Origin of the sequence: Pseudomonas sp. MF6747 (genome assembly GCF_963890955.1) — a bacterium.
Taxonomy (GTDB): Bacteria; Pseudomonadota; Gammaproteobacteria; order Pseudomonadales; family Pseudomonadaceae; genus Aquipseudomonas.
Map to the genome: position 1 here is coordinate 26,185 of NZ_CAWPSZ010000018.1, position 25,747 is coordinate 51,931.

The window sequence follows — 25,747 nt, forward strand, 5'->3', positions numbered from 1 at the left end:
GAAAGTGGGAGCTGGCTTGCCTGCGACAGCGGCGTATCAGCCCGGCGTAGGGCGCCAGACACTCAGCAACCACAGGTAATCCAGCGGCCACGCCAGGCCGTTTTCGCTTCAGACCCTCTTCATCTTTTTATGGTCATTTATGGATAAGTCAACGTTTCGCAAACTCGGAATGCTCGCGGTACTGGCGGTTGCCATCGGCCTTGTCGTGTACACGGTGCAAGCGCCCGCCGACACACCGCAATACCTCACCGCCACGGCTGAACGGGGTGATATCGAAAATGCCGTGTTGGCCACGGGCGTGCTCGAAGGCATCAAACAGGTTGACGTCGGCGCCCAGGTTTCGGGGCAGTTGAAGTCGCTCAAGGTGAAGGTCGGTGACAAGGTCAAAAAAGGCCAATGGCTCGCCGAAATCGACCCGCTGATCCTGCAAAACACGCTGCGTAAAGCCCAGGTCGATGAAGAGAACCTGCAGGCCCAGCGCCGCGCCACGGCGGCGCAGCTCAAGCAGGCCAAGTCTGTCTACGAGCGCTACAAAGGCTTGCAGATCGACGAGTCGGTGTCGCGTCAGGATTTTGAAGACGCGGAATCCACCTTCCAGGTGCAGCAAGCCAACCTGCTGTCCCTGGATGCGCAGATCAAGAGCGCGCACATCCAGATCGACACCGCCAAGGTCAACCTGGCCTATACCCGCATCGTCGCGCCCATTGACGGGGATGTGGTCGGCATCGTCACCCAGGAAGGCCAGACCGTGATCGCCAACCAGCTGGCGCCGGTGCTGCTCAAGCTGGCGGACCTGGACACCATGACCGTCAAGGCGCAGGTGTCCGAGGCGGATGTGATCCACATCAGCCCGGGCCAGCAGGTGTATTTCACCATCCTCGGCGAGGCCGACAAGCGCTACTACGCCAAGCTGCGCGGGACCGAACCGGCGCCGCAGAACTTCCTCGAAACCCAGACCGCCGGCACGCCCAAGCAGAACACCGCGGTGTTCTACAACGCGCTGTTCGACGTGCCCAACCCTGACCATCGCCTGCGCATCGCCATGACCGCTCAGGTGCGTATCGTGCTCGACACCGCCCAGGCCGCGCTGATGGTGCCGGTGGCGGCACTCGGCTCGCGCAACGCTGATGGCAGCTACCCGCTGCGCGTGCTGGATGCCAAGGGCAAAGCCGTGTCGCGGGATGTGAAGACCGGGATCAACAACAACGTCAAAGTGCAGATTCTGGACGGCCTGGTCGAGGGCGATAAGGTCGTGATCGGTGACGCATCGCCTGTTGCGGCGGGGAACTGACGCATGACCCAGCCACTGTTGGAACTCAAGGGCATCACCCGCAGTTTCATGGCCGGCGAGCGCGAATTCATCGCGCTCAAGGGCATCGACTTGACCATCCATGCCGGAGAAATGGTCGCGATCATCGGCGCCTCGGGCTCGGGTAAATCCACGCTGATGAACATCCTCGGCGGCCTGGACTACGCCACCGCCGGCAGCTACAAAATCAATGGCATCGAAACCCGCTCGCTCGGCGATGAACAACTGGCGGAACTGCGCCGCGATTACTTCGGTTTTATCTTCCAGCGCTACCACTTGCTCGCGCACCTGAGCGCCTTGCACAACGTGGAAATGCCGGCGATCTACGCCGGCACGCCAGAGACGCAACGCCACAGCCGCGCGCGGGATTTGCTCACCCGCCTGGGCCTGGCGGGGCATACCAGCCACCGGCCGAGCCAGCTTTCCGGCGGCCAGCAACAGCGCGTGAGTATCGCCCGCGCGTTGATGAACGGCGGTGAAGTGATTCTCGCCGACGAACCCACCGGCGCCCTCGACACCCACAGCGGCAAGGAGGTGATGCGCATCCTCGCCGAGCTGCACGCCGCCGGGCACACAGTGATTATCGTCACCCACGACCCCAAGGTGGCCGCCAATGCCCAGCGCATTGTCGAGGTGTGTGACGGTGAGATTGTCAGCGACAAGGCCAACGACAGCGTCGGCCTGGAGGTGCCCGCTGAGGCGCCCATCGAGACCCGGCGCAGCGGTGCACGGCGTCTGGTGGCGAGCCTTGGGTTGTTCAAGGAGGCATTCAACATGGCCTGGGTGGCGTTGATTTCCCATCGCATGCGCACCCTGCTGACGATGCTCGGGATTGTCATCGGCATCACCTCGGTGGTGTCGATCTCGGCCATTGGTGAGGGCGCCAAGCGTTACGTGCTCAAGGACATCCAGGCGATTGGCAGCAACACCATCGATATCTTTTCCGGCACCAGTTTTGGTGACAGCCGCGCCTCCGCCATCGAAACATTGATGCCCTCGGACGTGGAGGCGTTGAACCAGCTGTATTACGTCGACAGCGCCACGCCGGTGGTGGGCCGCAACCTGCTGCTGCGCTTTGGCAATATCGACCTGGATGCGCAGGTCAATGGCGTCAGCGACCGCTACTTCAAAGTGAAGGGATTGAAGCTGGAAGCCGGGATTGCCTTCAGCGAAAGCGACGCGCGGCGCCAGGCCCAGGTGGTGGTGATCGACCACAACACCCGACATCGCTTGTTCGGACCGAATGTGGACCCGTTGGGCCAGGTGATCCTGGTCGGCAATCTGCCGTGCACGGTGATTGGTGTGACGGCCGACAACAAAAACATGTTTGCCGCCAGCAAGGCGCTGAACGTGTGGGTGCCTTATGAGACGGCGGCGGGGCGTCTGTTGGGCCAGCGCCATCTGGATAGCATCACCGTGCGCATCAAGGACGGCCAGCCGAGCAAAGTGGTGGAAGAAAACGTCAATAAACTCATGCTGCAACGTCACGGCACCAAGGATTTTTTCACCAATAACCTCGACAGCATCATGCAAACGGTGCAGAAAACCAGCCGCTCGCTGGCGCTGCTGTTGTCGCTGATCGCGGTGATTTCGCTGCTGGTGGGCGGTATCGGGGTGATGAACATCATGTTGGTGTCGGTGACCGAGCGGACGCGCGAGATTGGTATTCGTATGGCCGTGGGCGCGCGCCAGTCGGACATCCGCCAGCAGTTTCTGGTGGAGGCGGTGATGGTGTGTTTGATCGGCGGGATGATCGGGATCTCGTTGTCCTTTGCGATCGGCTATCTGTTTTCATTGTTTGTGAAGGAATGGGAAATGGTGTTTTCCCTGGGCTCGATCATTACCGCGTTTGCGTGTTCGACCCTGATCGGCATTGTGTTTGGCTTTGTCCCGGCCAGGAATGCGGCGCGGCTGGACCCGATTGAGGCGTTGGCCAGGGACTGACGGCAGCGGTCAAATGTGGGAGCAGGCACGCCAGCTCCCACAGGTTTTCGGGTGATTCACAGGGTGGTGAGCGTGCCTTCCTCGGTCGCGTACATCCACCGCAACAACGAATGCCGCCCGCTGATGCCCAGCTTGATCGCCGCGCGTTTGAGGTAGCTCTCGATGGTGTTGACCTTGAGTGCCAGTTGCTCTGCCAATTGCGGTGCGGTACGCCCGGCCAGCAGGCCGACGCACACTTCGAGTTCGCGGTTGGAAAGCGTCAGGCCCGATTGCACCAGGCGTTCTTCAATGCGCCGGCGCAGGGTTTCGATGCCCTGGTTTTCCGGCATCAGCGGTTCGCTAGTCGGGCGGCAAGGCTGGATCGCGGTGATGTGTTTTTCGACCATGGGCAGCAGCAGCGTGGAGAAGTCCTGCAGCATGCTGCGTTCCTGCGGCGAAAAGCTTTCTGACTGGTGCGAGCGGTACACCGACAGCACATAGCGCACATCGTCCCTGCGGCGCGTGAGGTGCAGTTGAGCGGCGGGTTGTTCTTCACCCAATGCGGCTACCGAATCGGTGTAGACCGGGCTGATCCTGCGGCGGGTGTGGCCTTCGGCACTGACCCGCAATTGCGTGATATGGGTGGCGTCCACTGCCAGTTGAGTCAGGATGAGGTCATGCAGCATGCGTGGGAAATGGCGACTGCCGGTGCTGGCGATGACCTTGCCTATATGTGGGAACAGGTGTGAGTTCATCAATTCGTCCATGAGTTTCGAGTGCAGGTATTCAGCCTTATCGCGACGGGATTTAAGAAGGTAACCAGGGTGAATAACCTGCAGTGATAATGCACCCGTCGAGAACCTATGCTAGTACAGCCTGGCGAAAGCATGGGGATCCAATCTGGAAAAAATCAGATTAAAAACGCATAACGATGGTCAGACCAGTCCGACCACCGTTTGTAGGAAAGCGTTGGTGGGTGCCCAAGGCTTATTTCACGCTGTGCTCTTCTACCAAGGCCTGGCGGGGTGCGACGGTGCGGGTGCACTTGGCCAGGGCTTGATGGACATCCTCCAGGAGGTCGGCGATGTCCTCCAGCCCGACCGATAAACGCACAAGGCCTTCGCTGATGCCGTGTTGCGCACGTTCTTCGGGCGTGTAGGTGGAATGGGTCATGCTGGCCGGGTGCTGGGCCAGTGATTCGGCATCGCCCAGGCTGACCGCACGGGTGAACACGTTGAGGGAGTTCATGAACCGGCGTCCGCTTGCAATGCCGCCCTTGAGTTCAAAGGCGATCATGCCGCCGGACTGCTTCATCTGCCGCGCCGCCAATTCGTATTGTGGGAAAGAGCGCAACCCGGGGTAGGTCACCCACTGCACGGCCGGGTGTGCCTGCAGCGCCTCGGCCACCGCCAGGGCATTGCTGCAATGGCGGTCCATGCGCAGGGCCAATGTCTTGAGGCCGCGCATCAGCAACGACGCATCCTGCGGTGACATCACCGCGCCGGTCAGGTCCTTGAGGCCTTGCAGGCGAATGCGCTGCGCCAGGGCCTGGTTGCTCACGGCGATACCGGCGGTGATATCGCCATGGCCACTGAGGTACTTGGTCGCCGAGTGCACCACCACGTCGGCGCCCAGTTCCAGAGGCCGTTGCAGGTAGGGCGTGCAGTAGGTGTTGTCGACCACCACGGTAACGTTGGGCTGCTGGTGGGCAAGCGCGGCGACCGCCGCAATGTCCACCAGGCGCAAGTTGGGGTTGGCCGGCGTCTCGCAGTAGATCATGCGGGTCGCGGGGCAAAGCGCCGCGCGCAAGGCCGCCAGGTCGGTCAGGTCGACGTGGCGCACCTTGATGCCGAATTCGCCGATGCCATGGTGCAGCAGGGCGAACGTGCAGCCGTAGAGGGTCTGGCTGACAATCACCTCATCGCCGGGACGCAACAGGGTCCAGAACGTCGCGGCAATCGCGCCCATGCCGGAACTGAACGCCACGGCGGCCTCGCCGTTTTCCAGGGTGGCCATGCGCGACTCCAGCAGCGCCAGGGTCGGGTTGGAGATGCGCGTATAGAAGTGGCCGCTGGCTTCACCGGCAAAGCAGGCAGCGCCGTATTCGACCGTGGGGAATGCAAACGTGGCAGACAGATAGATCGGCGGCACCAGGGCGCCGTGGTGGTCCTTGGGGTCATAGCCGTGGTGGATGGCGCGAGTGGAAAAGCCGAATGCAGTGTGTTTATTGTTCATGTCGCACGCTCCTTATTTCCTACGATGCTATGCTCATAACCAAAGATGAACGTTGCAAAGTTTGCTGGTAATGCGCGGGTTAAGGGTCGAAACGTCGATAAAAACAATGAATAGAGGCACATTATGCCCGTGAGTCTGGATCGCACCGATAAAGCACTTTTAAACGCGCTGCAAGGCAATGCCCGGCTGACGGTGGCCGAGCTGGCTGACCGGGTGGCGCTGACCACCTCGCCGTGTTGGCGCAGGGTGCGCAGCCTGGAAGAGAGCGGGGTGATCAGCGGCTACCAGGCGATCCTGTCGCCCAAGGCGCTGGGGTATGGGGTGACCGCGTTTGTGAGCATCATGATGGAAAGTCATACCCAGGAAATCGCCCGCGCATTTGAGCAGCGGCTGTTGGAAATTCCCGAGATTGTGGCGTGCCATAACGTGTCCGGGCGTTATGACTTTTTGCTTGAGGTGGTGGCCAAGGACCTCGAGTCGTTCGGGGAGTTTGCGCGCGAGGTGTTGCAAACGTTGCCTTGCGTCAAGGAGATCTATTCGAGTTTTTCGTACAAGTCGGTCAGGCGGCTGCGGGTGATTCCGTTGCCGGGGTGATCGTTTACCTTCCCGCACGGGCGCCACATTGGCCACCCAATCTTCCCCGCAATTGGATATTTCTCCAGGCACTCACGGTGACTACTCTAGCCATCAATCCCCACCGTTCTGGAGTATCACCATGCAAACCCGTACCGATTTCTACACCGCTTCCCCGGATGCCATGAAAGCCATGCTCGCCCTGGAAGCCGCTGTCGGCAAACTGTCTCTGGAACTCCCGCTGCTGGAACTGGTGCGCCTGCGCGTCTCGCAAATCAACGGCTGCGCCTTCTGCCTCGACATGCACACCGCCGATGCCCGCAAGGGCGGCGAAACCGAGCGCCGCTTGTACACCGTGTCGGCCTGGCGTGAAACGCCGTTTTTCACCCCACGTGAGCGTGCCGCCCTGGCCTGGGCCGAAAGCCTCACCCTGATCAGCCAGACCCACGCCGCAGACGAAGACTACAACGCGCTGGCCGCCGAGTTCAGCGCTCAGGAGCAGGTCGATTTGAGCGTTGCCATCGCCACCATCAACAGCTGGAACCGCTTGGCCGTGGGCTTTCGCAAGATGCCCAAGTAAGCCTTCAGCTTGATTTGAAATACCCACGTGGCGTGGTGCCGGTCATGCCCTTGAAAAAGGCGATCAACGCACTGTCACTGGCAAAGCCCAGCGCGAAAGCGCAGTAACCCAGGCTGCGCCCGGTGGCGAGCAGTTCGATGACCCGCATCAAGCGCCACTGCTGGCGCCATTGCTGATACCCGAGGCCGGTTTCCCGCAGGAAAATCCGGCCGATGGTCTTGGTGCTGGCGCCAATTTGTTTTTCCAGCGCTTGCAGCGTTGGTGGCAACCTGTCGAGATCGGCCAGCAACGGGGCCAGGCGCTTGTCCTGCGGCAAGGGCAGGAGCATCGGTTGCTCGGCGGCTTGCTGGATTTCATCCAGGCACAACCCCAGTAGGTGGGCATGCCGACCGGCGTGCCAATCGGTCTCGAACGGCGCCATTGCCATGGGCTCCAGCACCGCCCGCAGCAAGGCGCTGACTTCGATGACCCGCACCTGTCTGGGCAACTGATCAGCCAATGCCGGGCTCAGGTAGACCGAACGGTAATCCACGGTTTTGTGCATCACCGCGCGATGGGGCACACCGCAGGGGATCCATGCCGCGCGGGAGGGCGGCAGCAGGCACAGTTGGTTGTCGAGGGTGATGCGGGTGCAACCCTGTTGGGTAAACAATAGTTGCCCGCGCTGGTGGCGATGCAGGCCGGAGTCGTGGTCGCCGAGCAGCGCGGCGATGCCGATGACCGGCGCCGGGAGGCGGTCGGGGTCGAAAGACGCGTCGGCGGCAAGCCAGGCCATAGGTTGTCCGATTTGATCGATAAAATGGCGAAGTTTGGATAATACCCCAGTTGCCGGTCCTTAAACTCCTCGCGTTGTTCATACGAGGGAGTCGTCAATGAAAGTTCAAAACCTGCTGGTGCTGACCGTGGCGTTGCTGATGTTTCCGCAATTGGCCCAGACCCTTTACAGCCCGGCACTGGGTGATATCGGCGAAGCGTTTACGGTGGGCCCCGAACGGGCAGGGCAGACCCTGTCGGTGTATTTCCTGGCGTTCGCATTCGGGGTGGTGGTGTGGGGCCGGCTGTGTGATCGCTGGGGGCGGCGGCCGGTGATGTTGGCCGGATTGGCCTTATACGTGGCGGCGTCGGTATTGGCCTTGAGTGTGACCACGTTCAATGCCTTGTTACTGGCCCAGGCGCTGGCGGCGTTCGGTGCGGCGGTCGGCTCGGTGGTGACGCAGACCGTGCTGCGCGATCGTTTCCACGGTGCGCAGTTGGCCCAGGTGTTTTCGATAATGGGCATCGCCCTGGCTGCGAGTCCTGCGCTGGGTTTGTTCAGTGGCGCGACGCTGGTGCAGTACTTCGGTTATCGCGGCATGCTGGCCGGGTTGCTGCTGGCGGCGCTGACGTTGTGGGGCTGGTGCCTGTGGGCCTTGCCCGAGACGCGTCCTGCCTCAGTGTCGACGGCGTCGCTGCCCGAAACGCTGGGCCTGATGCTCAGGGACGCAGGAATCTGGCGCTCGGTCGGCCTGGTGGTGGCGTTCAATATTGCGCTGTTCGGCTATTACAGCGTGGGGCCGTTTATCTTTGCGCGGCTGGGTTTGTCCGCTGCCCAATTCGGTTACAGCGGCGTGCTGCTGGCGCTGGGTTCGGGGCTTGGGGCGTGGCTGAACAAGCGATTGCTCAAGCGTGGCATGAACGGTGAGCAGTTGGTGCTGACCGCCGCCGGCCTGGCGGCACTGGGGGGCTTGCTCGTCGTGCTGCTGCAAGGCAGCTGGCTGTTTGTATGGCCGATGCTGTTGGTGGTGCTGGCATTCGGCATGGCAATCCCGAATGTGCTGGGTGCCGCACTGGTGCGCTATCCCGACCGGCTTGGCACGGCCGCCGCAGTGTTCGGCTTGCTGTATTACTTGATGATCGGCGCCGGGCTTGGGCTGGTGGCCTGGGCCCAGAACCTGGGCTGGAGCCTGTTGATCTGTGGCTTCGCGGCGCTGTGTCTGGCAGCGCCGCGAGTGTTCAGAAGTTGACCGAAGCACTCAGGCGCGCCGTCAGCGGCGCGCCCTGGAACAGGTAGTCATCGCCCATGTATTCGCCGGCGTCGCGCCAGTAACGCTTGTCGAACAGGTTGTCGACGCTCAGGCGAAACACGGTTTCATAGCCGTCGACTTTGGTGGTGTAGCGGCTACCGACATTGACCACTGCATAATCCCCTACCTCAACATTGCCGGTGCGGTTGGCGTATTTCTTGGCGCTGTATTGCACACCGCCGAGCAGCGCCAGACCGTTCACCCACGGCAACGCGTAGTCGGCGTACACGCTGGCGCGCAGCGTGGGCACGTTGATTGCCTGGTGGCCCTCGTATTCCGGCGTGCCGCTGTTGCTCACGCGCGCGCGAATCGCCGCCACGCTGGTTGCGATTTGCAGGCGGTCGGTGGCCCAGCCGTTGGCGGAGAGTTCCAGGCCGGTATTTTTCTGTTGGCCTTGTTGCACGTAGGTGAACTTGCCATCTTCCGGTTTGGCGTACTGATAGGCCTGATGAGTCTGGAATACGGCGGCGGCGAAGCTAATTCGGCGCCAGTCGTATTTCACGCCGGCTTCGATTTGCCGTGACACGGTTGGAGCCAGAGTTTCGTCGGCGTTTTCAGCGAACCAAGGCGCCGTGCCGCCCAGCGACAGGCCTTTGCTGTAGCTGGTGTACAGCGAGATGTTTTCCACTGGTTTGTAAATCAACGAAGCTTGAGGAAGGAACACGTATTGCTGGGTGTGGCGAGCCTGGTTGCCATTATCGTCATAGGCTTTTTCATCCAGGCGCACTTCACGGCCGCCAAGAATGGTTTGCCATTGCTCGTTGAAACGGATGCGGTCGGTGACGAACAGCCCGTACTGGCGGCTGTCGAGGTTGCGGTGGCTATCATTGAGCGGCACGTCAGTGGGCGTGAATGTCGGTGAGTCGGTGTCGATGTTGCTGGTGCCAATGTACTCATTGACCGATTTGCGCTTGTCGATCACCCGGCGAAACGCGCTGGTGCCCAAGGTCAGCTCATGGCCGATGCCTGCGGTGTCGAACAGCCCGGTCATCGCCGCCTGCACTTCATCGTCGCGGCGGGTGTCGTCGGGGCTGCGATAGTCGTAGACGTCGTAGTTGCCTTCGGGGCTGAAATGGTTGGGCACGCTCGATGAACTACAGCTGGTCGAGCCATAACAGCCCCAGGCAAACGCGCTGTAGTCATCAATCACCACCTTGCTGCGCGCGGCGCTGAGAGTGCCTTTCCATTGATCGCTGAAACGGTATTCGAACTTGCCATTGAGGTTCAGCGAGTCGATGCCCACTTGTTTGGAACCACTCTGGTGCCCCAGCAGTTTTTTCGGCGAGGCATCGTGGGGCACCTCGGTGCCGCCCAGCAACTGATAGCCGGGCACCGAACGCTGTTGCTTGTTCTGGTATTCCGCATCCAGTTGCAGCACGGCGTCGGGGCTAATAGTCCAGTCGAACGCCAGGGACACGAAATCGCGCTGGCCATTGGCGTGCTCCACATAGCTGTTGAGGTCTTCATGGGCCACGTTGGCGCGCAGGCCAAACTGCTGCTCGCTGCCGAACCAGCCGCCGACATCGGTGGCGATGTAACCGCTGCCGCGATCGTCGGTGGACACCGTGACCGAGCGCACGTCTTGCGGGCGTTTGGTCACGTAGTTGATCACTCCGCTGGGCTCGGCAATGCCGCTCTGCAAACCGGCCAGGCCCTTGAGCACTTCCACTTGCTGTTTGTTTTCGAGGGCGACGTTCTGCTCGCCAGTGATGGTACGCCCATTGATCTTGTAGCTGCTTGCCGCATTGAGCGAGAAGCCGCGCACCACGAAGTTTTCGTAATAACCAATCGGTGCATAGCTGTCGCCGACCGAGGCATCGTTGCGCAGCACTTCGCTGAGCAGGCGCGCTTGCTGGTCCTTGATCAGCGCGGCGTTGATCACCGTGATCGAGGCCGGGGTGTCCAGCAACGGCGCCTCATCGAAGCCGCCGACCGATGCGGTTTCACTGCGGTAGCCGGACTCGTCCTGGCCCTGGACGTTCACCGCCGGCAGCTCTATTTCAGCCGCCAGGCTGCTACCGATGCCGCCGCTGAGCAGCAGGCCGAGGGCGAAACGTGAGTGAACGGCAGGACGAAAACGCAAAACCATGGAGGCAGGGCCTTATAGCGCAGGACGGGGGGCGCATAAGCTAGGGGGAAGTGCGGGGTTTTACAAGTTACTGAGAACGGTTCTGTCGTCCCATCTTTCAGCTGGAGCGCTTCAGGGTTTCACTGGGCAGTTCCTTGAACAATGCGCGGTAGCTATTCGAAAACCGCCCCAAATGCCAGAACGACCAGTTCATCGCGACTTCGGCCACGGTGGTGTCGGCTGCGGTTAACAGCTCGCGCCGCGCCCCGTTCAAGCGACGCAGACGCAACCACTGCGCCGGGCTCATTCCGGTGTAGGTCTTGAAGCCTTGCTGTAACTGGCGCAGCGGCACACCGGCGATTTGCGCCAACTCCAGCAAGTTGACGGTCTCATCCGGCGCATCCGCTGCCCACTCGCCGATGCGCGCCATCAGCAGGCGTTCTTCGCTGCGTCGCTGCAATGAGCCGCGGTCCAGGCACACGCAGGCGTTGTCGAGGATGAACAGGCAATCGTCGAGCAACTGCTGGGTGAGGGCATCGCGGCTGATCGGGTCGAGTGTGGCGGACAACCGCGTCAGGGTGCCGCTGAGCCAACGGGTGAACAGCGCGTTCTGCTGACAGGTCAGCGGGGCCATGAACAGGCCTTCGAGTTTGGCCACATCCAGGCCATGGCGCTGCACGAACTGCGGGCCGAACACCACGGCCACTTCGCGGTAGTTTTCCGGGGTGATCCAGGTGTTGCGGCTTTCGCCATTGAGCAGGTACAGCGCGTTGTCGCTGCCATCGAAACAGAACGCCAATGCACCGGGCGGCGCGTTGAAGTTTTGCTCCACGCGCGTGTTCATGCACTCTTCGTACACCTGCACGCCTTGCAGGTCGAGGTAACGGATCTGCCCGGCAAAATGCCCCGGGGACATCTGCTGATAATGCTGCACCCAACCGGGTGTCGCACTGCATTGAGCGGCCACATCACCGGTAGTGAAAGCCTGTACGCGCAAAGCTGTTGCCTGTGTCATGGGTAACCTGGGCGCACTCTATTGGTGCGTTGTGGTTGGTGCAAAGTGGATAGATGCCGCAGGGCGGCGGCATCAAGATAGACCTCAATGCGCCGCGAGTACAAGCCGGCGCATGCACCCAACCCATGACGAGGTCCTTATGAACGCCCCCTTCGATCAGCTGTCCGCCTGGCTGAAAGAACACAAGATTACCGAAGTCGAATGCGTGATCAGTGATTTGACTGGCATCGCACGCGGCAAGATTGCGCCCACCAACAAGTTCCTGCATGAGCGAGGCATGCGCCTGCCGGAAAGTGTGTTGCTGCAAACGGTGACCGGGGACTTTGTCGACGACGATATCTATTACGACCTGCTCGACCCGGCCGACATCGACATGATCTGCCGCCCGGTGTCCAACGCCACGTACGTGGTGCCGTGGGCTATCGAGCCCACCGCGATTGTGATCCACGACACCTATGACAAGCAGGGCAACCCGATTGAGCTGTCGCCGCGCAATGTGCTGAAAAAGGTGCTGCAGCTGTATACCGAGCAAGGCTGGCAGCCGATTGTGGCGCCGGAAATGGAGTTCTACCTGACCCAGCGCTGCGAGGACCCGGACCTGCCGTTGAAAACCCCGGTGGGCCGCTCCGGTCGCGCCGAAACCGGCCGCCAGTCATTTTCCATCGACGCCGCCAACGAATTCGATCCGCTGTTCGAAGACGTCTACGACTGGTGCGAGCTGCAGGGCCTGGACCTCGACACGCTGATCCACGAAGACGGCCCGGCGCAGATGGAAATCAACTTCCGCCACGGCGATGCCCTGCATCTGGCCGACCAGATCACCGTGTTCAAACGCACCCTGCGAGAAGCCGCGCTCAAGCACAACGTGGCCGCCACCTTCATGGCCAAACCGGTAGCCGACGAGCCCGGCAGCGCCATGCACCTGCACCAGAGCGTGGTGGACATCGCCACCGGCAAACCGGTGTTTGTCGATGCCGACGGCACGATGAGCCAGCTGTTCTTGCACCACATCGGCGGGTTGCAGACGTACATCCCAAAGCTGCTGCCGATGTTCGCGCCGAACGTGAATTCGTTCCGCCGCTTCCTGCCGGACACCTCGGCGCCGGTCAACGTGGAGTGGGGCGAAGAAAACCGCACCGTCGGCCTGCGCGTGCCCACTTCCAGCCCCGAGGCAATGCGCGTGGAGAACCGTTTGCCGGGCGCGGACGCCAACCCGTACCTGGCAATTGCCGCCAGCTTGTTGTGCGGCTACCTGGGCATGATCGAAAAGATCGAGCCCAGCGCCCCGGTGGAAGGCCGCGCCTACGAGCGCCGCAACCTGCGCCTGCCGTTCACCCTCGAAGACGCGCTGGCGCGGATGGAGGATTGCGACACGGTCAAGCAATACCTGGGCGAGAAGTTCGTGCGCGGCTACGTGGCAGTCAAACGCGCCGAACATGAGAATTTCAAGCGGGTGATCAGTTCCTGGGAACGTGAGTTCCTGCTGTTGAGCGTCTAAAAAAACTCAAAAGGGGTGTCGATATGCGTCTTGTGAAAAAGCTTCTCCCGCTGGCCCTGGTGGCCGCGTTCAGCAGTGCCAGCCAAGCCGCGCCGACGGTCAGCGTCTATAACTGGACCGACTACATCGGTGAGACCACCTTGGCTGATTTCCAGGCCAAGACCGGGATCAAAGTGGTCTACGACGTGTTCGATTCCAACGAAACCCTGGAGGGCAAGTTGCTGGCGGGGCGCACCGGCTATGACGTGGTGGTGCCGTCCAACCACTTCCTGGCGCGCCAGGTGAAGGCCGGCGCGTTCCTCAAGCTCGACCGCTCGCAGCTGCCGAACTTCAAGAACCTCGACCCCAAACTGCTCAAGCTGCTGGAGAAAAACGACCCGGGCAATGCGCATTCGGTGCCCTACCTGTGGGGCACCAATGGCATCGGCTACAACGTCGACAAGGTCAAGCAAGTGCTGGGCATCGACCATATCGATTCATGGGCGGTGCTGTTCGAACCCGAGAACATCAAAAAACTCCACGAGTGCGGCGTCGCCTTCCTCGATTCGGCGGACGAGCTGTTCCCGGCGATCCTCAATTACATGGGCAAGGACCCGCGCAGCGAGAACCCCGAGGACTACAAACAGGCCGAAGCCAAGCTGCTGACACTGCGCCCGTACATCACGTACTTCCATTCCTCCAAGTACATCTCGGATCTGGCCAACGGCGATATCTGCGTGGCCTTCGGGTATTCCGGCGACGTGTTCCAGGCCGCCAACCGCGCCAAGGAAGCCAAAAACGGAGTGAACATCGCCTACTCAATTCCCAAGGAAGGCTCAAACCTGTGGTTCGACTTGCTGGCGATTCCGGCCGATGCCACCAACCCGAAAGAAGCCCACGCGTTCATCAACTATTTGCTCGACCCCGAAGTGATCGCCAAGGTCAGTGCCTCGGTCGGCTACGCCAATGCCAACCCCGCTGCCAAGCCGTTCATGGCGCCGGAACTGGTGAACAACCCTGAGGTGTACCCGTCGCAGGAAGTGCTCGACAAACTCTACATTTCCACCACGCCGACCCCGGCGACCATGCGCCTGATGACCCGCGCCTGGAGCAAAGTGAAGACCAACAAATGATTTCATCCAGTGACCACGCCCGGTCCTATTACCGTGCTTCGGCCAATGCCATGCCTGAGCGTCCATCGCTGGGCACCGACCTGAGCGCCGATGTATGCGTGATCGGCGGCGGTTTTACCGGGGTCAACACGGCCATCGAGCTGTCCCAGCGCGGGCTCTCGGTGATTCTGCTGGAGGCTCGGCGCATCGGCTGGGGCGCCAGCGGGCGCAATGGCGGGCAGTTGATTCGTGGCATCGGCCATGACGTGTCGGGGTTCGCCAGGTACGTAGGCGAGGAGGGCGTGCGTTACCTGGAGCGGGCCGGGATTGATTCGGTGGCGCTGGTAGGCGAGCGCATTCGTCAGCACCGCATTGACTGCGATCTGCGCTGGGGCTTTTGCGAACTGGCAAATACCACGGCGCAATTCGCTGCGTTCAAGGGCGAGCAGCAGAGCCTGGCGGCGTTTGGGTATGCCCATGAAACTCGGCTGGTCGAAGCGCAGGACATGCAGCAGGTGGTCGGTTCGACAGTCTATGCCGGTGGCTTGGTGGACATGGGCTCTGGCCACCTGCACCCGCTGAATCTGGTGCTCGGCGAGGCGCAGGTGGCCGAGTCGCTGGGGGTGCGGATTTTCGAGCGCACCCAGGTCGTCGAACTGATCCACGGCGACACCGTGCAAGTGCGCTGCGCCGCTGGCACGGTGCGCGCCGCCCACCTGGTGCTGGCGTGCAATGCGCACCTGGATGAACTGGAACCGCGTTTGAGCGGCAAGGTACTGCCGGCGGGCAGCTACATTATCGCCACCGAGCCGTTGTCCGAGGCAGTCGCCAAGCAATTGATCCCGCAGAACCTGGCGCTGTGTGACCAGAAAGTCGGGCTGGACTACTACCGACTTTCCGCCGACCGCCGACTGTTGTTCGGCGGTGCGTGCCATTACTCCGGGCGTGATCCGGTGGACATCGCCGCGTATATGCAGCCCAAGATGCTCAAGGTATTCCCGCAGTTGGCGGGCACCGCCATCGAGTTCCAGTGGGGCGGCAAGATCGGCATTACCGCCAACCGCTTTGCGCAAGTCGGGCGGCTCAAGCAGCACCCGAATGTGTTCTATGCCCAGGGCTATTCCGGGCATGGACTGAACGTGACCCACTGGTGTGCAACGCTTTTGGCCGAAGCCATTCATGCGGGCCACAGCCAGGGCCTGGATATTTTCAGCCAGGTGCCGCACATGACGTTTCCGGGCGGCAAGGCCTTGCGCTCGCCGCTGCTGGCGCTGGGGATGTTGTGGTTGCGCCTGCGCGAGAGGTTTGGCTGACCCGGGTGGGAGCGGGCTTGCTCGCGAAAACAGGGTGTCAGGCGATGCATGTGCTGCTGACCCACCGCGTTCGCGAGCAAGCCCGCTCCCACCTTTAAGGCATTGTCAGCCTTCGGGTTCGGTGAGCACTTTGCGGAAGGTTTCCACCAGCGGGCGCAGGTTGACCCGATGCCACGCCGCCCACAACGGTGTGGTGTAGGTCATCCACGGCAGCTCGCGCAACACCACGCCGGGCGGGGCATTGCGGCTCAAGCCTTTTTGCACCATCGCCACGCCCTAGCCCGAGGCCACCAGGCCCAATGCGGTGAACGGCTCGCTGGCTTCCATCGGGATTTGCGGGGTAAAACCGGCCCGAATGCAGGCCGCGACGAAATCATCGGCAGGGTTAGCGCCGGCTTTGCGTTGCACGCCAATCCATTCCTGATCGGCCAGATGTTCGGGCAGCAGTTCGTTGTGTTTGGCCAGCGGATGATGCTCAGGCAGGGCCAGCAGCATGGGGTCGTCCAGCACTTGCAACGCGGTCAGGTCCGGGTCATCGGCGGCCGGTGGCTCGCTGACCAGGGCGATATCCAGGCTGCGCTGGCGCAGGCCTTCGAGTTGTTCGAGCGACGGCAAGTTGTACAGCTTGATATGCACGGTGGGGCGGTCGTCTCTCAACACGCGCAAGGCGTTGGGCAGCACACCGGCGTGCATGGCGTTTTCGATATAGCCGATGCACAAACCGCCTTCTTCACCGCGGCCCAGGCGTTTGCCCAGGGATTCCAGGCGATTGGCATGGGTCAACAGCGCCTTGGTTTCGGCCAGAAACGTCTGGCCGTCGCGCGTCAGGCGAATGCGCTGCTGGCTGCGTTCGAACAGGGTCAGCCCCAAACGCTCTTCAAGCTGGGCGATCTGCCGGCTCAAGGGCGACTGGGAGATGTGCAACCGTTCGGCGGCGCGGCCGACGTGTTCTTCTTCGGCAACGACTTCGAAGTAGCGCAATTGGCGCAGATCAATCATGTAAGACCTCGCAGGACTCAAGTTGGTCGCAGTATGTCTTGGACGGTCCGATCTATGCAATCTAGGATCTGCTCAACGGTCACAGCGACCCTGAACCCGATTGAGGATCCACCATGAGCTTGAAAGACAAACTGCCCGGCCAACTGGGCTTTGGCACCGCACCGCTGGGCAACATGTTCCGCGCCATTCCCGAAGACGAAGCCCAGGCCACCGTCGAGGCCGCCTGGAACAGCGGCGTGCGCTACTTCGACACCGCGCCGTTCTACGGCTCGGGGCTGTCGGAAATCCGCCTAGGCCAGGCCCTGTCGCAGTACGACCGCGATGACTTCGTGCTCAGCACCAAAGTCGGCCGGGTGATTCTCGACGAAGTCGAAGAAAGCGCCCGCGACCTCGGCGAAAAAAGCGGTGTGTTCGAACATGGCCGCCCGAACAAGATGCTCAACGACTACAGCGCCGACGCCACCCTGCGCTCCATCGAAGACAGCCTGAAGCGCCTGCAGACCGACCGTCTGGACATCGTGTGGATTCACGACATCGCCCAGGATTTCTACGGCGACCAGTGGCTGGACTACTTCAACCAGGCCCGCACCGGCGCCTTCAAAGTGCTGACCCGCTTGCGTGAAGAAGGCGTGATCAAGGCCTGGGGCCTGGGCGTGAACCGCGTCGAGCCGTGCGAGCTGACCCTGGACCTGAGCGAAGCGCAGCCCGACGGTTTCCTGTTGGCCGGCCGCTACACGCTGCTGGACCACGAGCGTGCCCTGCAACGCCTGATGGATGCCGCACTGGCGCAGAACGTCGAAATCGTCGTCGGTGGGCCCTACAGCTCGGGCATCCTGGCGGGCGGTGCGCACTTCGAATACCAGAAGGCCAGCCCGGCGATTATCAGCAAGGTCGAGCAGATCAAAGCGATTGCCCAGGCGTTTGGCGTGAGCGTGAAAGCCGCAGCGCTGCAATTCTCCCTGGCCCACCCGGCGGTGGCCGCAGTGATTCCGGGTGCCAGTCGTCCGGGGCGGATTGCCGAAGACGTCGCGGCGTTGTCAGAGAAGATTCCGGCAGCCTTCTGGCAGGCCTTGCGCGACGCACAGTTGATTTCGGCCCGCGCACCTCTGCCGCTTTAACCCGAGGATTCAACCATGAAAATTGATGTGAGCGGCAAAGTAGCCATCGTCAGCGGCAGCACAGCGGGGATAGGCCTGGGCATCAGCCAGGCGCTGGCGCAATCCGGCGCCACCGTGGTGGTGATCGGGCGGGACGCGGGCAAGGTCGACGACGCCCTGGCGAGCATTCGTCAGGCGGTGCCGAACGCTGACCTGCGCGGGCTGGTAGCGGACCTCGGCACAGCTGAAGGTGCCGATAAACTGTTCGCTGCCGAACCGCGCGCCGACATCCTGGTCAACAACCTGGGCATCTTCAACGATGTGGATTTCTTCGACGCACCGGACAGCGAGTGGACGCGCTTCTACGAGGTCAATGTGATCTCCGGCGTGCGCCTGGCGCGCCATTATGTGCCGGGCATGGTTGAGCAGGGCTGGGGGCGGGTGATCTTCCTGTCTTCGGAGTCCGGGGTGGCAACGCCGGCGGACATGATCAACTACGGCGTGACCAAAAGTGCCAACCTGGCGGTCTCCCATGGTTTGGCGAAGCGTCTGGCCGGCACCGGTGTGACGGTCAATGCGGTGCTGCCGGGGCCGACCTTTACCGACGGCCTGGAGCAGATGCTCAAAGACGCCACCGCCAAGTCCGGGCGCAGCGCGCGGGAAGAGGCGGACGTGTTTGTGCGCAATGCGCGGCCCACGTCGATCATCCAGCGCGCGGCAAATGTGGATGAAGTGGCCAACCTGGTGGCGTACATTGCTTCACCCTTGTCTTCTGCAACCACGGGCGCCGCACTGCGCGTCGACGGTGGTGTTGTCGACAGCATGGCGATCTGAATTCCTGTCATTTTTTTGGAGTATTTATTGTGGCGACAGCTTCTTCTGTGATTGAGGTTCCGGTTTCGGCCGATCAGGTCTGGCAATTGATTGGCGGCTTTAACACGCTGCCCGATTGGCTGCCGTTTATCGTCAAAAGCGAGGCGAGCGACGGCGGGCGTGTGCGTCACTTGCAAACCGCGGACGGCGGTGTGGTGGTCGAGCGCTTGCAGAGCTTTGATAACGTGGCACGCACTTACAGCTACACCATCGAGCAGTCGCCGTTTCCGGTGAGTGCTTACCTGGCGACGTTGCAGGTTGAGGCGTTGACCGATGCGTCGGCGAAAGTGACGTGGTCCGGCGTGTTCACCCCGGCGGCGGGGACCACGGACGCGGCGGTGGAGGAGTTGTTCGCTGGCGTGTACAGCGGTGGGCTTGAGGCGCTGCGGGCTAACTTCCCGGCTTGATCTGCCAGGCCCCACAGGCCCAATGTGGGAGCGGGCTTGCTCGCGAAAGCGGTGGGTCAGTCGATGAATCTGTTGACTGACACACTGCATTCGCGAGCAAGCCCGCTCCCACATTTTTTGACCGGGGTTTTCTTCAGGCTTCAGGCATCAATTGCTGCCGACACTCCAGCAGCAGGCATGCACCCCCGCATTGGCTGTTGCCGACTTCCAACTTGAACCCATGCAGGTTGATGATCGCCGCCACAATCGACAAGCCCAACCCGAACCCGCCTTGCTGGTCGCTTTCATCCACGCGGTAGAAGCGCTGGAACACTGCGTCGCGCTCCGCCGCCGGAATGCCCGGGCCGGAGTCGTGCACTTCGATACGCGTGCTGCCGGCATCATTGACGCCACGCAGCATCACCTCACCGTTGGGTGGCGAGAACTTGATCGAGTTGCTCAACAGGTTGGCCAAGGCTTCGAACAACAGTGCGCGGTCGCCGGTGATCCACGGCAGCGAGTCGGGTACTTCGAGGCGCAGCTGCAATTCGCCTTCTTCCGCCAGGGGCAGGTAAAAGTCATGCAGTTCGCGCAACAGCGGCAGCGGGTCCATCACCAGGAAACCCGAACGGCGCTGGTGGTCTTCCAGTTCCGAGATGCGCAACAGCCCGCGAAAGCGCGCCATCAGCGTATCGGTTTCGGCAATCGCATCGTCCAGTTTCACTGCGTAGACGGAGTTTTCCTCTGCCTCTTGTTTGATGCGGTAAAGCTGCGCGCGCAAGCGCGTCAGCGGCGTGCGCAGGTCGTGGGCGATGTTGTCGCACACGCCCTTGACCTCGTTCATCAGCTTCTCGATGCGGTCGAGCATGGCGTTGACGATGGCGGCGAGCATGTCCAGTTCGTCGCGTCGGTCAGACAACGGCAGGCGGTGCGTCAGGTCACCGGCGACGATGGCCTCGGCGCTGGCCTGTATGCCGCGGATGCGCCGCAGCGGGCGACGGCGTAACAAATGCCAACCGGCAGCACCGGGGATAATCGTCAGGGAGAGTGCCCACAGCAGCGCATGCCAGATGATCCGGGTCACGCCAAACAGTGAACCGTTGGCGCGCACGAGTACCAGCCAGCGGCCGTCTTCGGTGTGGGTGGCCACTGCATCGCAGCTGTCCTTGGGCAATTTAGGGTCGTCGGAGTCGACACAGTTGGCCAGGGCGTGGATCTTGCCGTCCAGCGGCAGGTCCGGTGGCACTGCGCGGATCGGCCCGCTCAAAGGGCGAAACTGCTCATCGAACAGGCCATAGGCGTCCACGCCTTTCATGTCGAAGGTCATGCTGGTGGTGAGGGCTTCCACCAGTTCTTCACCGTCGAAGCGTTGAAACAGGTGCTGGCGCTGCATCAGCGAGTGACGCGACAGGTCACCCAGGTAACCCGAGACCTCGTAATACAGCACCCCCATGAGGATGCAGCTCCAGGCCACGAACAACGAACTGTAAAGCGCCAGCAAGCGGCTGCTGGAGGAGCGCCAGCCTTTAGAGGGGTTCAGCAATGACATAACCGGAACCTCGTACCGTGCGGATCAGCGGCGTGAGGCCCGGCGGGTCGATTTTTTTGCGCAGGCGACCGATGTGCACGTCGATCAGGTTGGTGCCCGGGTCGAAGTGATAACCCCAGACTTCTTCGAAGATCATCATTCGCGAGAGGATCTGCCCGGTATTGCGCATCAGGAATTCGAGCAGTTTGTATTCGGTGGGCAGCAGGCTCAACGGCTGATCGGCGCGGCTGGCTTCGCGGCTGATCAGGTTCAGTTCGAGGTCGGCCACGCGCAGGGCGGTTTCGAACTCCTTGACCGTGCTTTTGCGCCGCAACAGCACTTCGACGCGGGCGGCCATTTCGTCGGACGCAAACGGCTTGGTCAGGTAGTCATCGCCGCCTGCCCGCAGGCCGCGTACCCGCTCGTCGACATCGGAGAGGGCGCTGATCATCAGGATCGGCGTCGATACCCCAATGGTGCGCAGGGTCGTGACGATGGCCAGGCCATCGAGTTCCGGCAGCATACGGTCGAGGGTGATCAGATCGTAATCACCACTCACAGCGCGGACCAGGCCTTCACGGCCGTTGTCCACCCAATCTACATCCAGTCCATGGCTACTCAGCTCGGCGACGATCTCGCGGGCTGTAACGGCGTCATCCTCGATGGTCAAAATACGGGTCATAGGATTACCTGGTGAGCGATTCACACTAGAAGTGGGGGCATTTTGCCAAGAAATGCCTGAACGCTTCCTAAATTAAACTTCATCTTGGCAAAACTGACACAACTTTCATGCCGGCCAGCGCCCACACGGGCCGTGGGCGTTGGGGGATTGCATAAAGCACGCTGTTTTCGATCATTTCTTGCAACTTGCATGGTTTAAGTTAGTTCAATTTTTGTATCTTGTTGAAATATAACGAGTTTATTTTTTTGTCCGGCTGGCATGGTGCCTGCACTGTCCCTTTTGAGAGTTGTAACACTATTTTTCCTGCCGGGAGCAAAACAACAATGATCACATCGTCATCCACGCTGCAAGAATCGAGCTCGCACTCTGGGGTTTCCTGGGGGGCAATTTTCGCCGGGGCCGCTGCGGCGGCCGCACTGTCGCTTATCCTGGTGCTGCTGGGCTTCGGCCTGGGCTTTTCGGCGGTGTCGCCGTGGGCCGACAGCGGTATCAGCGCCAAGGGGCTTGGCATTTCCACGATTGTCTGGCTGGCGTTCACCCAGATCGTCGCTTCGGGCCTGGGCGGCTACATTGCCGGCCGCTTGCGTGTGAAGTGGGCCAACATGCACGGTGACGAGGTGTACTTTCGCGACACCGCCCATGGTTTCCTCGCTTGGGCAGTCGCTACGCTGGTGACCGCGGTACTGGTCGTCGGCTCGGTGAGCAGTGTGGTCAGCGGCGGCGTTAAAGCCGGCGCCGGTGTCGCCTCGAGCGCCGCCAGTGGCCTGACTCAGGCAGCCGGCAGTGCAGCCAAAGGCGCCAACAGCGGCGACTTTGACTACTACGTCGACAGCCTGTTTCGCGATGATCGCCCAGCCGCCGTCAGCGATGACGCCGTGCATGGCGTTGTAGCGCGCATCTTCACTCGCACCCTGAGCAACGATGGCCAACTGGCCCCTGAAGACCGTACCTACCTCGCTCAGTTGATCAGCCAGCGCACCAACCTCAGCCAGGCTGACGCCGAAGCGCGTATCGACAAGGTGTACGGCGATGCCCGCAAAGCCATCGAAGACGCCAAGGTCAAAGCCAAGCAAGCTGCCGACACTGCCGCCAAAGTGGCTGCCTACACCTCGCTGTGGACCTTCATTGCGCTGTTGATCGGTGCCTTCTTTGCCAGTTTCGCTGCCACCTTCGGCGGTCGTCGTCGTGACGCCGTGGTGTACGTCGAAACTGAAAACTACGTTCGTTAATCAAGGAGAACAACATGCGCTCATTACTGCTTTGGTTCCTCGGTGTGCCTATCCCGGTCATCATTCTGATCGCGATCTTCATGCACTGATCCTGATCGCGCTTCACCCAAGCCGCGCCTGACCCACAGGCGCGGCTTTTTGTTGCAAGGCCCACCAACCTGCAACCAGCAATGCGCTCGCCACTGACGTCATGATCACCAGGGGTTGCGAGGTGCCGTCCGAGAGCCAGCCGGTGGCCCAACTGCTCACGGCCGTCAGGAACATCTGGATAAAGAAGAACAACCCCGACGCCGTCCCGGCAATCGCGCCGTAAGGCTGCAGCACCGACAGCTGGCAGGCCGGAATCACCATCCCCACCGACACCATCATCACCACCATCGGCAGCACAATCGCCAGCCAGGCCTGCGGCAGGGCGACCGTGGCCCCTGCGAGCATCACGCAACCCAGTACATTCAAGCCGATGGCGGCATTGATCAAATGATCGGCTTCAACGCGCAGCACGAGTCGGCGGAACAGGTTGGCGCCGAGCATGTAGCCACTGATCGTCGCGGCAAACACCAGCGCGTAGGCCGTGGCAGACAAGTGAAAGCCGCGTTGCAGCAGAGCCGACGACTCGCTGATAAATGGGAAATACGTGCTGTACACGCAGCCGATCGCCAGGGAGTACCGCAGAAAGTAACGGTCGCGCAGCAACTGGCCGTAGAGGCGCAGCAGGTTGCTCGGCGGCGCGGCGGCGACTTCCGGTGGAAGGGTTTCCGGCAGCCGGCGAAACACCACCAGGCACAGCGCCACGCCGATCACGGCCAATACGATGAACAGGCCGCGCCAATGGATGAACGGCAGCATCAGGCTGCCCAGCACCGGTGCGGCCATCGGCGAAATCGCCATGGCCATGGAGATCAGGCCAAGCAGGCGTGCCTGTTCATCGCGGGCGAAGTAATCGCGCACGATCACCCGGCCGATGACCGTGGTGCAGCAGCCGCCCAGTGCCTGGAACAGGCGGGCGACGATCAGCACACCAATACTGTCGGCCAGCGCGCAGGCCACGGTGGCGACCGCGTACACACACAACCCGCTCAGCAGCACCGGGCGGCGCCCGAAGCGGTCGGTCAACGGGCCGCTGACCAGCAACGAAATGGCCGAGCCCAGGGCGTACAGCGTGAGGGTCAGCTGCAACTGGCTGTCGCTGGCGTGGAAGTCGTCGGCCATGGCCGGCAGGGCTGGCAGGTGCATGTCCAGGGTGATACGTGGCAGGCCGATGAGTACGGTCAGTAGCACCAGCCAGAACCCGGAGGAGAGGGTGCGTTGCGTCATGGGAAGCTTCTTCGCAGGGAGTCGAGTTCGAACTCTAGCGGGGATGTGGTTTAATCCTCAGGGCCACTTGTTCCTATAACCAATGGACCACTATGAGCCGAGGAAAAGCCGCCGCCCACCTGGACCTGCCGCGCCCCGATAGCCTGGACGCCGGCAAGCAGCAGGGCGCCTACGACGCATTGCGCGCCGCCATCCTCAATCGGCAATTGCCCGCCGGCAGCCGCTTGCCGTCGACCCGCAGCCTGGCCGAACGCTGGCTGGTGTCGCGCGGCACGCTTGAAGCGGCGTTCGAGCGCTTGCACAGTGAAGGTTACGTGCAGCGCGTGGCGGGTTCGGGCACGCGCGTCAGCGCGGTGATCCCCGAGCAATTCATTGCGGCGCCGGCGCCCAGCGCACGTCCACGCCGCGCGGCCATACCGGATCAGCCCGACGCGGGCGTGCAAAGCCACGTCCCTTTTGTCGCGCGACGCCCGGACGCCAGCCTGTTCGACCTCAAAACCTGGGCGCGGTGCATCTCCCGAGGCTTGCTGTCTGCGGGGCCAGGGGTATTGGAGGCCGCCCACCCGGGCGGCTTGCCCGCGTTGCGTGAACAGATCGCCGACTACGTGCGCAGTTATCGCGGCATGCACTGCGAGGCGGACGAAATCATTGTCACCACCGGTATTCGCCATGGCCTGGACCTGATTGCGCGCACGCTGCTCAAACCCGGTGACACCGCGTGCGTGGAAGACCCCGGTTATACACCGGCACGCCGCCTGTTCAGCCTGGCCGGTGCGCAGGTCGTGCCGGTCCCGGTGACAGCCGAAGGCCTTGATACCGCGCAGCTCCCCGACACGGCGCGCCTGGCCTATGTGACACCGGCGCATCAGGCGCCGCTGGGCATGACCCTGTCGGTGTCACGCCGCCTGGCGCTGCTGGATTGGGCCGCCCGCGCCGACGCCTGGGTGATCGAAGACGACTACGACAGTGAATACAACTACAACAGCGCACCACTGGCGGCGCTCAAAGCCCTGGATTCCGGCGACCGGGTGATCTACTGCGGCAGTTTCAACAAGAACCTGTTCCCGGGCCTGCGCGTGGGTTTCATGGTGGTGCCCAAGGCGTTGCGCCCCGCGTTGCTGCGCACCCTGCAACTCACCGGGCATTCGGTGGGCGCGACGGATCAGTTGGGGCTGGTGGAGTTTCTCGCCAGCGGCGCGTTTGTGCGGCACCTGCGGGCTTCGCGCCAGGCTTATCAGGCGCGCCGCGATGTGCTGCTCGGCTGCCTGCCGGATGAATGCCCGGTGAGCGGCCAGCAAGCCGGGCTGCACTTTGTGCTGTGGCTGCCAAGCGGCGTCGAGGAAGCCGAATTTTGCACCCGCGCCGCCGCCGCCGGGCTGACCTTGCAGCCACTGGGCAAGTTCTGCGTCGCGGCGAGCTTGCCGCCGGCGGTGATCATCGGCTACACCGCGCTGACCCTGGCGCAGATTCGCTATCACGGCCGAATGCTCACGCAATTGTTAATAGCGGCTTAACCCGCGCTTGGCTAGACTCGCGCCCCATGAGCCGTCTTCTGCGTTTAATCCTGGTCATGCTGTTAAGCCTCACGCTTCCCCTGACCGGGATGGCGGGTGTGCCGTCGAGCACCGAGCCGTGCCCGATGAAAATGTCCGACATGCAGATGATGTCGGACATGGCCCCGGACTGCTGCCAGGACGCTGCCAACCCTGGCAAAGCCTGCAAACCGGGGCAGGAATGCAAGACCGGCGGCCTGCTGCAACTGTCGATGCCGGTGCTCAAGGCACCGCTGACCCTGGCCCATCCGCTGACGGCCAGCCTCTCTTCTGATTTCATCCCCGACCGCACGCCGTCCGGCGTCTGGCGCCCACCCCGTTACTGATTTCTGTTGAACCTCAAGCTTCATCCCGTATTCGGGATGGCCTTGCTGTGGGCCGCGTAAAGCGGCACGCAGTGCAACAGATCAGGAATCTT

General features: G+C 62.0%; 22 protein-coding genes and 1 pseudogene. 14 read left to right on the top strand and 9 right to left on the bottom strand.

Going from position 1 to position 25,747, the window contains the following annotated elements; translation table 11 throughout:
* Positions 1-139: 139 nt before the first annotated feature.
* Positions 140-1,291, top strand: a complete 1,152-nt coding sequence (gene macA / locus AACW30_RS17665) for a macrolide transporter subunit MacA (protein WP_106580318.1) — start codon at positions 140-142, stop codon at positions 1,289-1,291.
* A 3-nt stretch (positions 1,292-1,294) separates the two neighbouring features.
* Positions 1,295-3,253, top strand: coding sequence for a MacB family efflux pump subunit (locus AACW30_RS17670; protein WP_106580317.1), 1,959 nt, complete (start codon positions 1,295-1,297; stop codon positions 3,251-3,253).
* Between the two features lie 56 nt (positions 3,254-3,309).
* Here the strand turns inward: AACW30_RS17670 and AACW30_RS17675 are convergent, their stop codons facing one another.
* Together AACW30_RS17675 and AACW30_RS17680 are read right to left on the bottom strand one after the other, a co-directional pair.
* On the bottom strand, positions 3,310-3,987 hold the full coding sequence (locus tag AACW30_RS17675) for a response regulator transcription factor (RefSeq protein WP_119741634.1): 678 nt from the start codon (positions 3,985-3,987) through the stop codon (positions 3,310-3,312).
* A gap of 232 nt (positions 3,988-4,219) precedes the next feature.
* Positions 4,220-5,467 (bottom strand): methionine gamma-lyase, encoded by a 1,248-nt coding sequence (locus AACW30_RS17680; RefSeq protein ID WP_200625516.1) that lies wholly within the window; start codon positions 5,465-5,467, stop codon positions 4,220-4,222.
* 123 nt (positions 5,468-5,590) lie between these two features.
* On the opposite strand from AACW30_RS17680, the gene AACW30_RS17685 reads away from it, so the two are divergent.
* Positions 5,591-6,061: an Lrp/AsnC family transcriptional regulator gene (locus AACW30_RS17685; RefSeq protein ID WP_106580315.1), complete on the top strand. Its 471-nt coding sequence runs from the start codon at positions 5,591-5,593 to the stop codon at positions 6,059-6,061.
* Positions 6,062-6,182: 121 nt separating this feature from the next.
* On the top strand, positions 6,183-6,620 hold the full coding sequence (locus AACW30_RS17690) for a carboxymuconolactone decarboxylase family protein (protein ID WP_106580314.1): 438 nt from the start codon (positions 6,183-6,185) through the stop codon (positions 6,618-6,620).
* A 4-nt stretch (positions 6,621-6,624) separates the two neighbouring features.
* On the opposite strand, the gene AACW30_RS17695 is transcribed toward AACW30_RS17690, so the two are convergent.
* Positions 6,625-7,395: an AraC family transcriptional regulator gene (locus AACW30_RS17695; RefSeq protein ID WP_200625517.1), complete on the bottom strand. Its 771-nt coding sequence runs from the start codon at positions 7,393-7,395 to the stop codon at positions 6,625-6,627.
* Positions 7,396-7,492: 97 nt separating this feature from the next.
* Between AACW30_RS17695 and AACW30_RS17700 the strand changes: the two genes are divergently transcribed.
* A complete protein-coding gene (locus tag AACW30_RS17700; RefSeq protein ID WP_200625518.1) occupies positions 7,493-8,623 on the top strand; it encodes an MFS transporter in 1,131 nt (376 codons plus the stop codon).
* Here the strand turns inward: AACW30_RS17700 and AACW30_RS17705 are convergent.
* Both AACW30_RS17705 and AACW30_RS17710 read right to left on the bottom strand, forming a co-directional pair.
* The gene (locus AACW30_RS17705) at positions 8,613-10,772 is read right to left on the bottom strand and encodes a TonB-dependent siderophore receptor (RefSeq protein ID WP_200625519.1); all 2,160 of its coding nucleotides are present in this window, start codon (positions 10,770-10,772) and stop codon (positions 8,613-8,615) included. The genes AACW30_RS17700 and AACW30_RS17705 overlap by 11 nt on opposite strands.
* A 97-nt stretch (positions 10,773-10,869) precedes the next feature.
* On the bottom strand, positions 10,870-11,766 hold the full coding sequence (locus AACW30_RS17710) for a helix-turn-helix domain-containing protein (RefSeq protein WP_200625520.1): 897 nt from the start codon (positions 11,764-11,766) through the stop codon (positions 10,870-10,872).
* Positions 11,767-11,905: 139 nt separating this feature from the next.
* Here AACW30_RS17710 and AACW30_RS17715 point away from each other — a divergent pair, with 139 nt between their 5' ends.
* From AACW30_RS17715 to AACW30_RS17725, 3 genes are read left to right on the top strand one after another with little or no spacing between them, the layout of a single operon-like run.
* Entirely contained in the window at positions 11,906-13,264 is a 1,359-nt protein-coding gene (locus tag AACW30_RS17715) for a glutamine synthetase family protein (protein ID WP_119741642.1), read from the top strand.
* Between the two features lie 23 nt (positions 13,265-13,287).
* Positions 13,288-14,376 (top strand): polyamine ABC transporter substrate-binding protein, encoded by a 1,089-nt coding sequence (locus AACW30_RS17720; protein ID WP_200625521.1) that lies wholly within the window; start codon positions 13,288-13,290, stop codon positions 14,374-14,376.
* A complete protein-coding gene (locus AACW30_RS17725; protein ID WP_200625522.1) occupies positions 14,373-15,668 on the top strand; it encodes an NAD(P)/FAD-dependent oxidoreductase in 1,296 nt (431 codons plus the stop codon). The genes AACW30_RS17720 and AACW30_RS17725 overlap by 4 nt, the downstream gene beginning before the upstream one ends.
* A 105-nt stretch (positions 15,669-15,773) precedes the next feature.
* Here AACW30_RS17725 and AACW30_RS17730 read toward each other — a convergent pair.
* Positions 15,774-16,667: pseudogene (locus AACW30_RS17730) on the bottom strand (LysR substrate-binding domain-containing protein).
* A gap of 113 nt (positions 16,668-16,780) precedes the next feature.
* Here AACW30_RS17730 and AACW30_RS17735 point away from each other — a divergent pair.
* From AACW30_RS17735 to AACW30_RS17745, 3 genes are read left to right on the top strand one after another with little or no spacing between them, the layout of a single operon-like run.
* Positions 16,781-17,785: an aldo/keto reductase gene (locus AACW30_RS17735; protein ID WP_200625523.1), complete on the top strand. Its 1,005-nt coding sequence runs from the start codon at positions 16,781-16,783 to the stop codon at positions 17,783-17,785.
* A gap of 15 nt (positions 17,786-17,800) precedes the next feature.
* The gene (locus tag AACW30_RS17740) at positions 17,801-18,598 is read left to right on the top strand and encodes an SDR family NAD(P)-dependent oxidoreductase (protein WP_106580304.1); all 798 of its coding nucleotides are present in this window, start codon (positions 17,801-17,803) and stop codon (positions 18,596-18,598) included.
* 29 nt (positions 18,599-18,627) lie between these two features.
* Positions 18,628-19,044 (top strand): SRPBCC family protein, encoded by a 417-nt coding sequence (locus AACW30_RS17745; protein WP_179607490.1) that lies wholly within the window; start codon positions 18,628-18,630, stop codon positions 19,042-19,044.
* Positions 19,045-19,177: 133 nt separating this feature from the next.
* Here the strand turns inward: AACW30_RS17745 and AACW30_RS17750 are convergent, their stop codons facing one another.
* Both AACW30_RS17750 and AACW30_RS17755 read right to left on the bottom strand, forming a co-directional pair.
* Complete coding sequence (locus tag AACW30_RS17750) at positions 19,178-20,572, bottom strand: sensor histidine kinase (protein ID WP_200625524.1); 1,395 nt, start codon at positions 20,570-20,572, stop codon at positions 19,178-19,180.
* Positions 20,550-21,233 carry a response regulator transcription factor gene (locus AACW30_RS17755; protein WP_010564812.1) on the bottom strand — a complete coding sequence of 228 codons (684 nt, stop codon included), beginning with the start codon at positions 21,231-21,233 and terminating at the stop codon, positions 20,550-20,552. The genes AACW30_RS17750 and AACW30_RS17755 overlap by 23 nt, the downstream gene beginning before the upstream one ends.
* A 323-nt stretch (positions 21,234-21,556) precedes the next feature.
* On the opposite strand from AACW30_RS17755, the gene AACW30_RS17760 reads away from it, so the two are divergent.
* The gene (locus AACW30_RS17760) at positions 21,557-22,462 is read left to right on the top strand and encodes a hypothetical protein (protein ID WP_106580301.1); all 906 of its coding nucleotides are present in this window, start codon (positions 21,557-21,559) and stop codon (positions 22,460-22,462) included.
* A 102-nt stretch (positions 22,463-22,564) separates the two neighbouring features.
* On the opposite strand, the gene AACW30_RS17765 is transcribed toward AACW30_RS17760, so the two are convergent.
* Entirely contained in the window at positions 22,565-23,776 is a 1,212-nt protein-coding gene (locus tag AACW30_RS17765) for a multidrug effflux MFS transporter (RefSeq protein WP_200625525.1), read from the bottom strand.
* 92 nt (positions 23,777-23,868) lie between these two features.
* Between AACW30_RS17765 and pdxR the strand changes: the two genes are divergently transcribed.
* Together pdxR and AACW30_RS17775 are read left to right on the top strand one after the other, a co-directional pair.
* Positions 23,869-25,290 carry a MocR-like pyridoxine biosynthesis transcription factor PdxR gene (gene pdxR, locus AACW30_RS17770; protein WP_200625526.1) on the top strand — a complete coding sequence of 474 codons (1,422 nt, stop codon included), beginning with the start codon at positions 23,869-23,871 and terminating at the stop codon, positions 25,288-25,290.
* A 26-nt stretch (positions 25,291-25,316) separates the two neighbouring features.
* Positions 25,317-25,655, top strand: a complete 339-nt coding sequence (locus AACW30_RS17775) for a hypothetical protein (protein WP_119741656.1) — start codon at positions 25,317-25,319, stop codon at positions 25,653-25,655.
* Positions 25,656-25,747 lie beyond the last annotated feature (92 nt).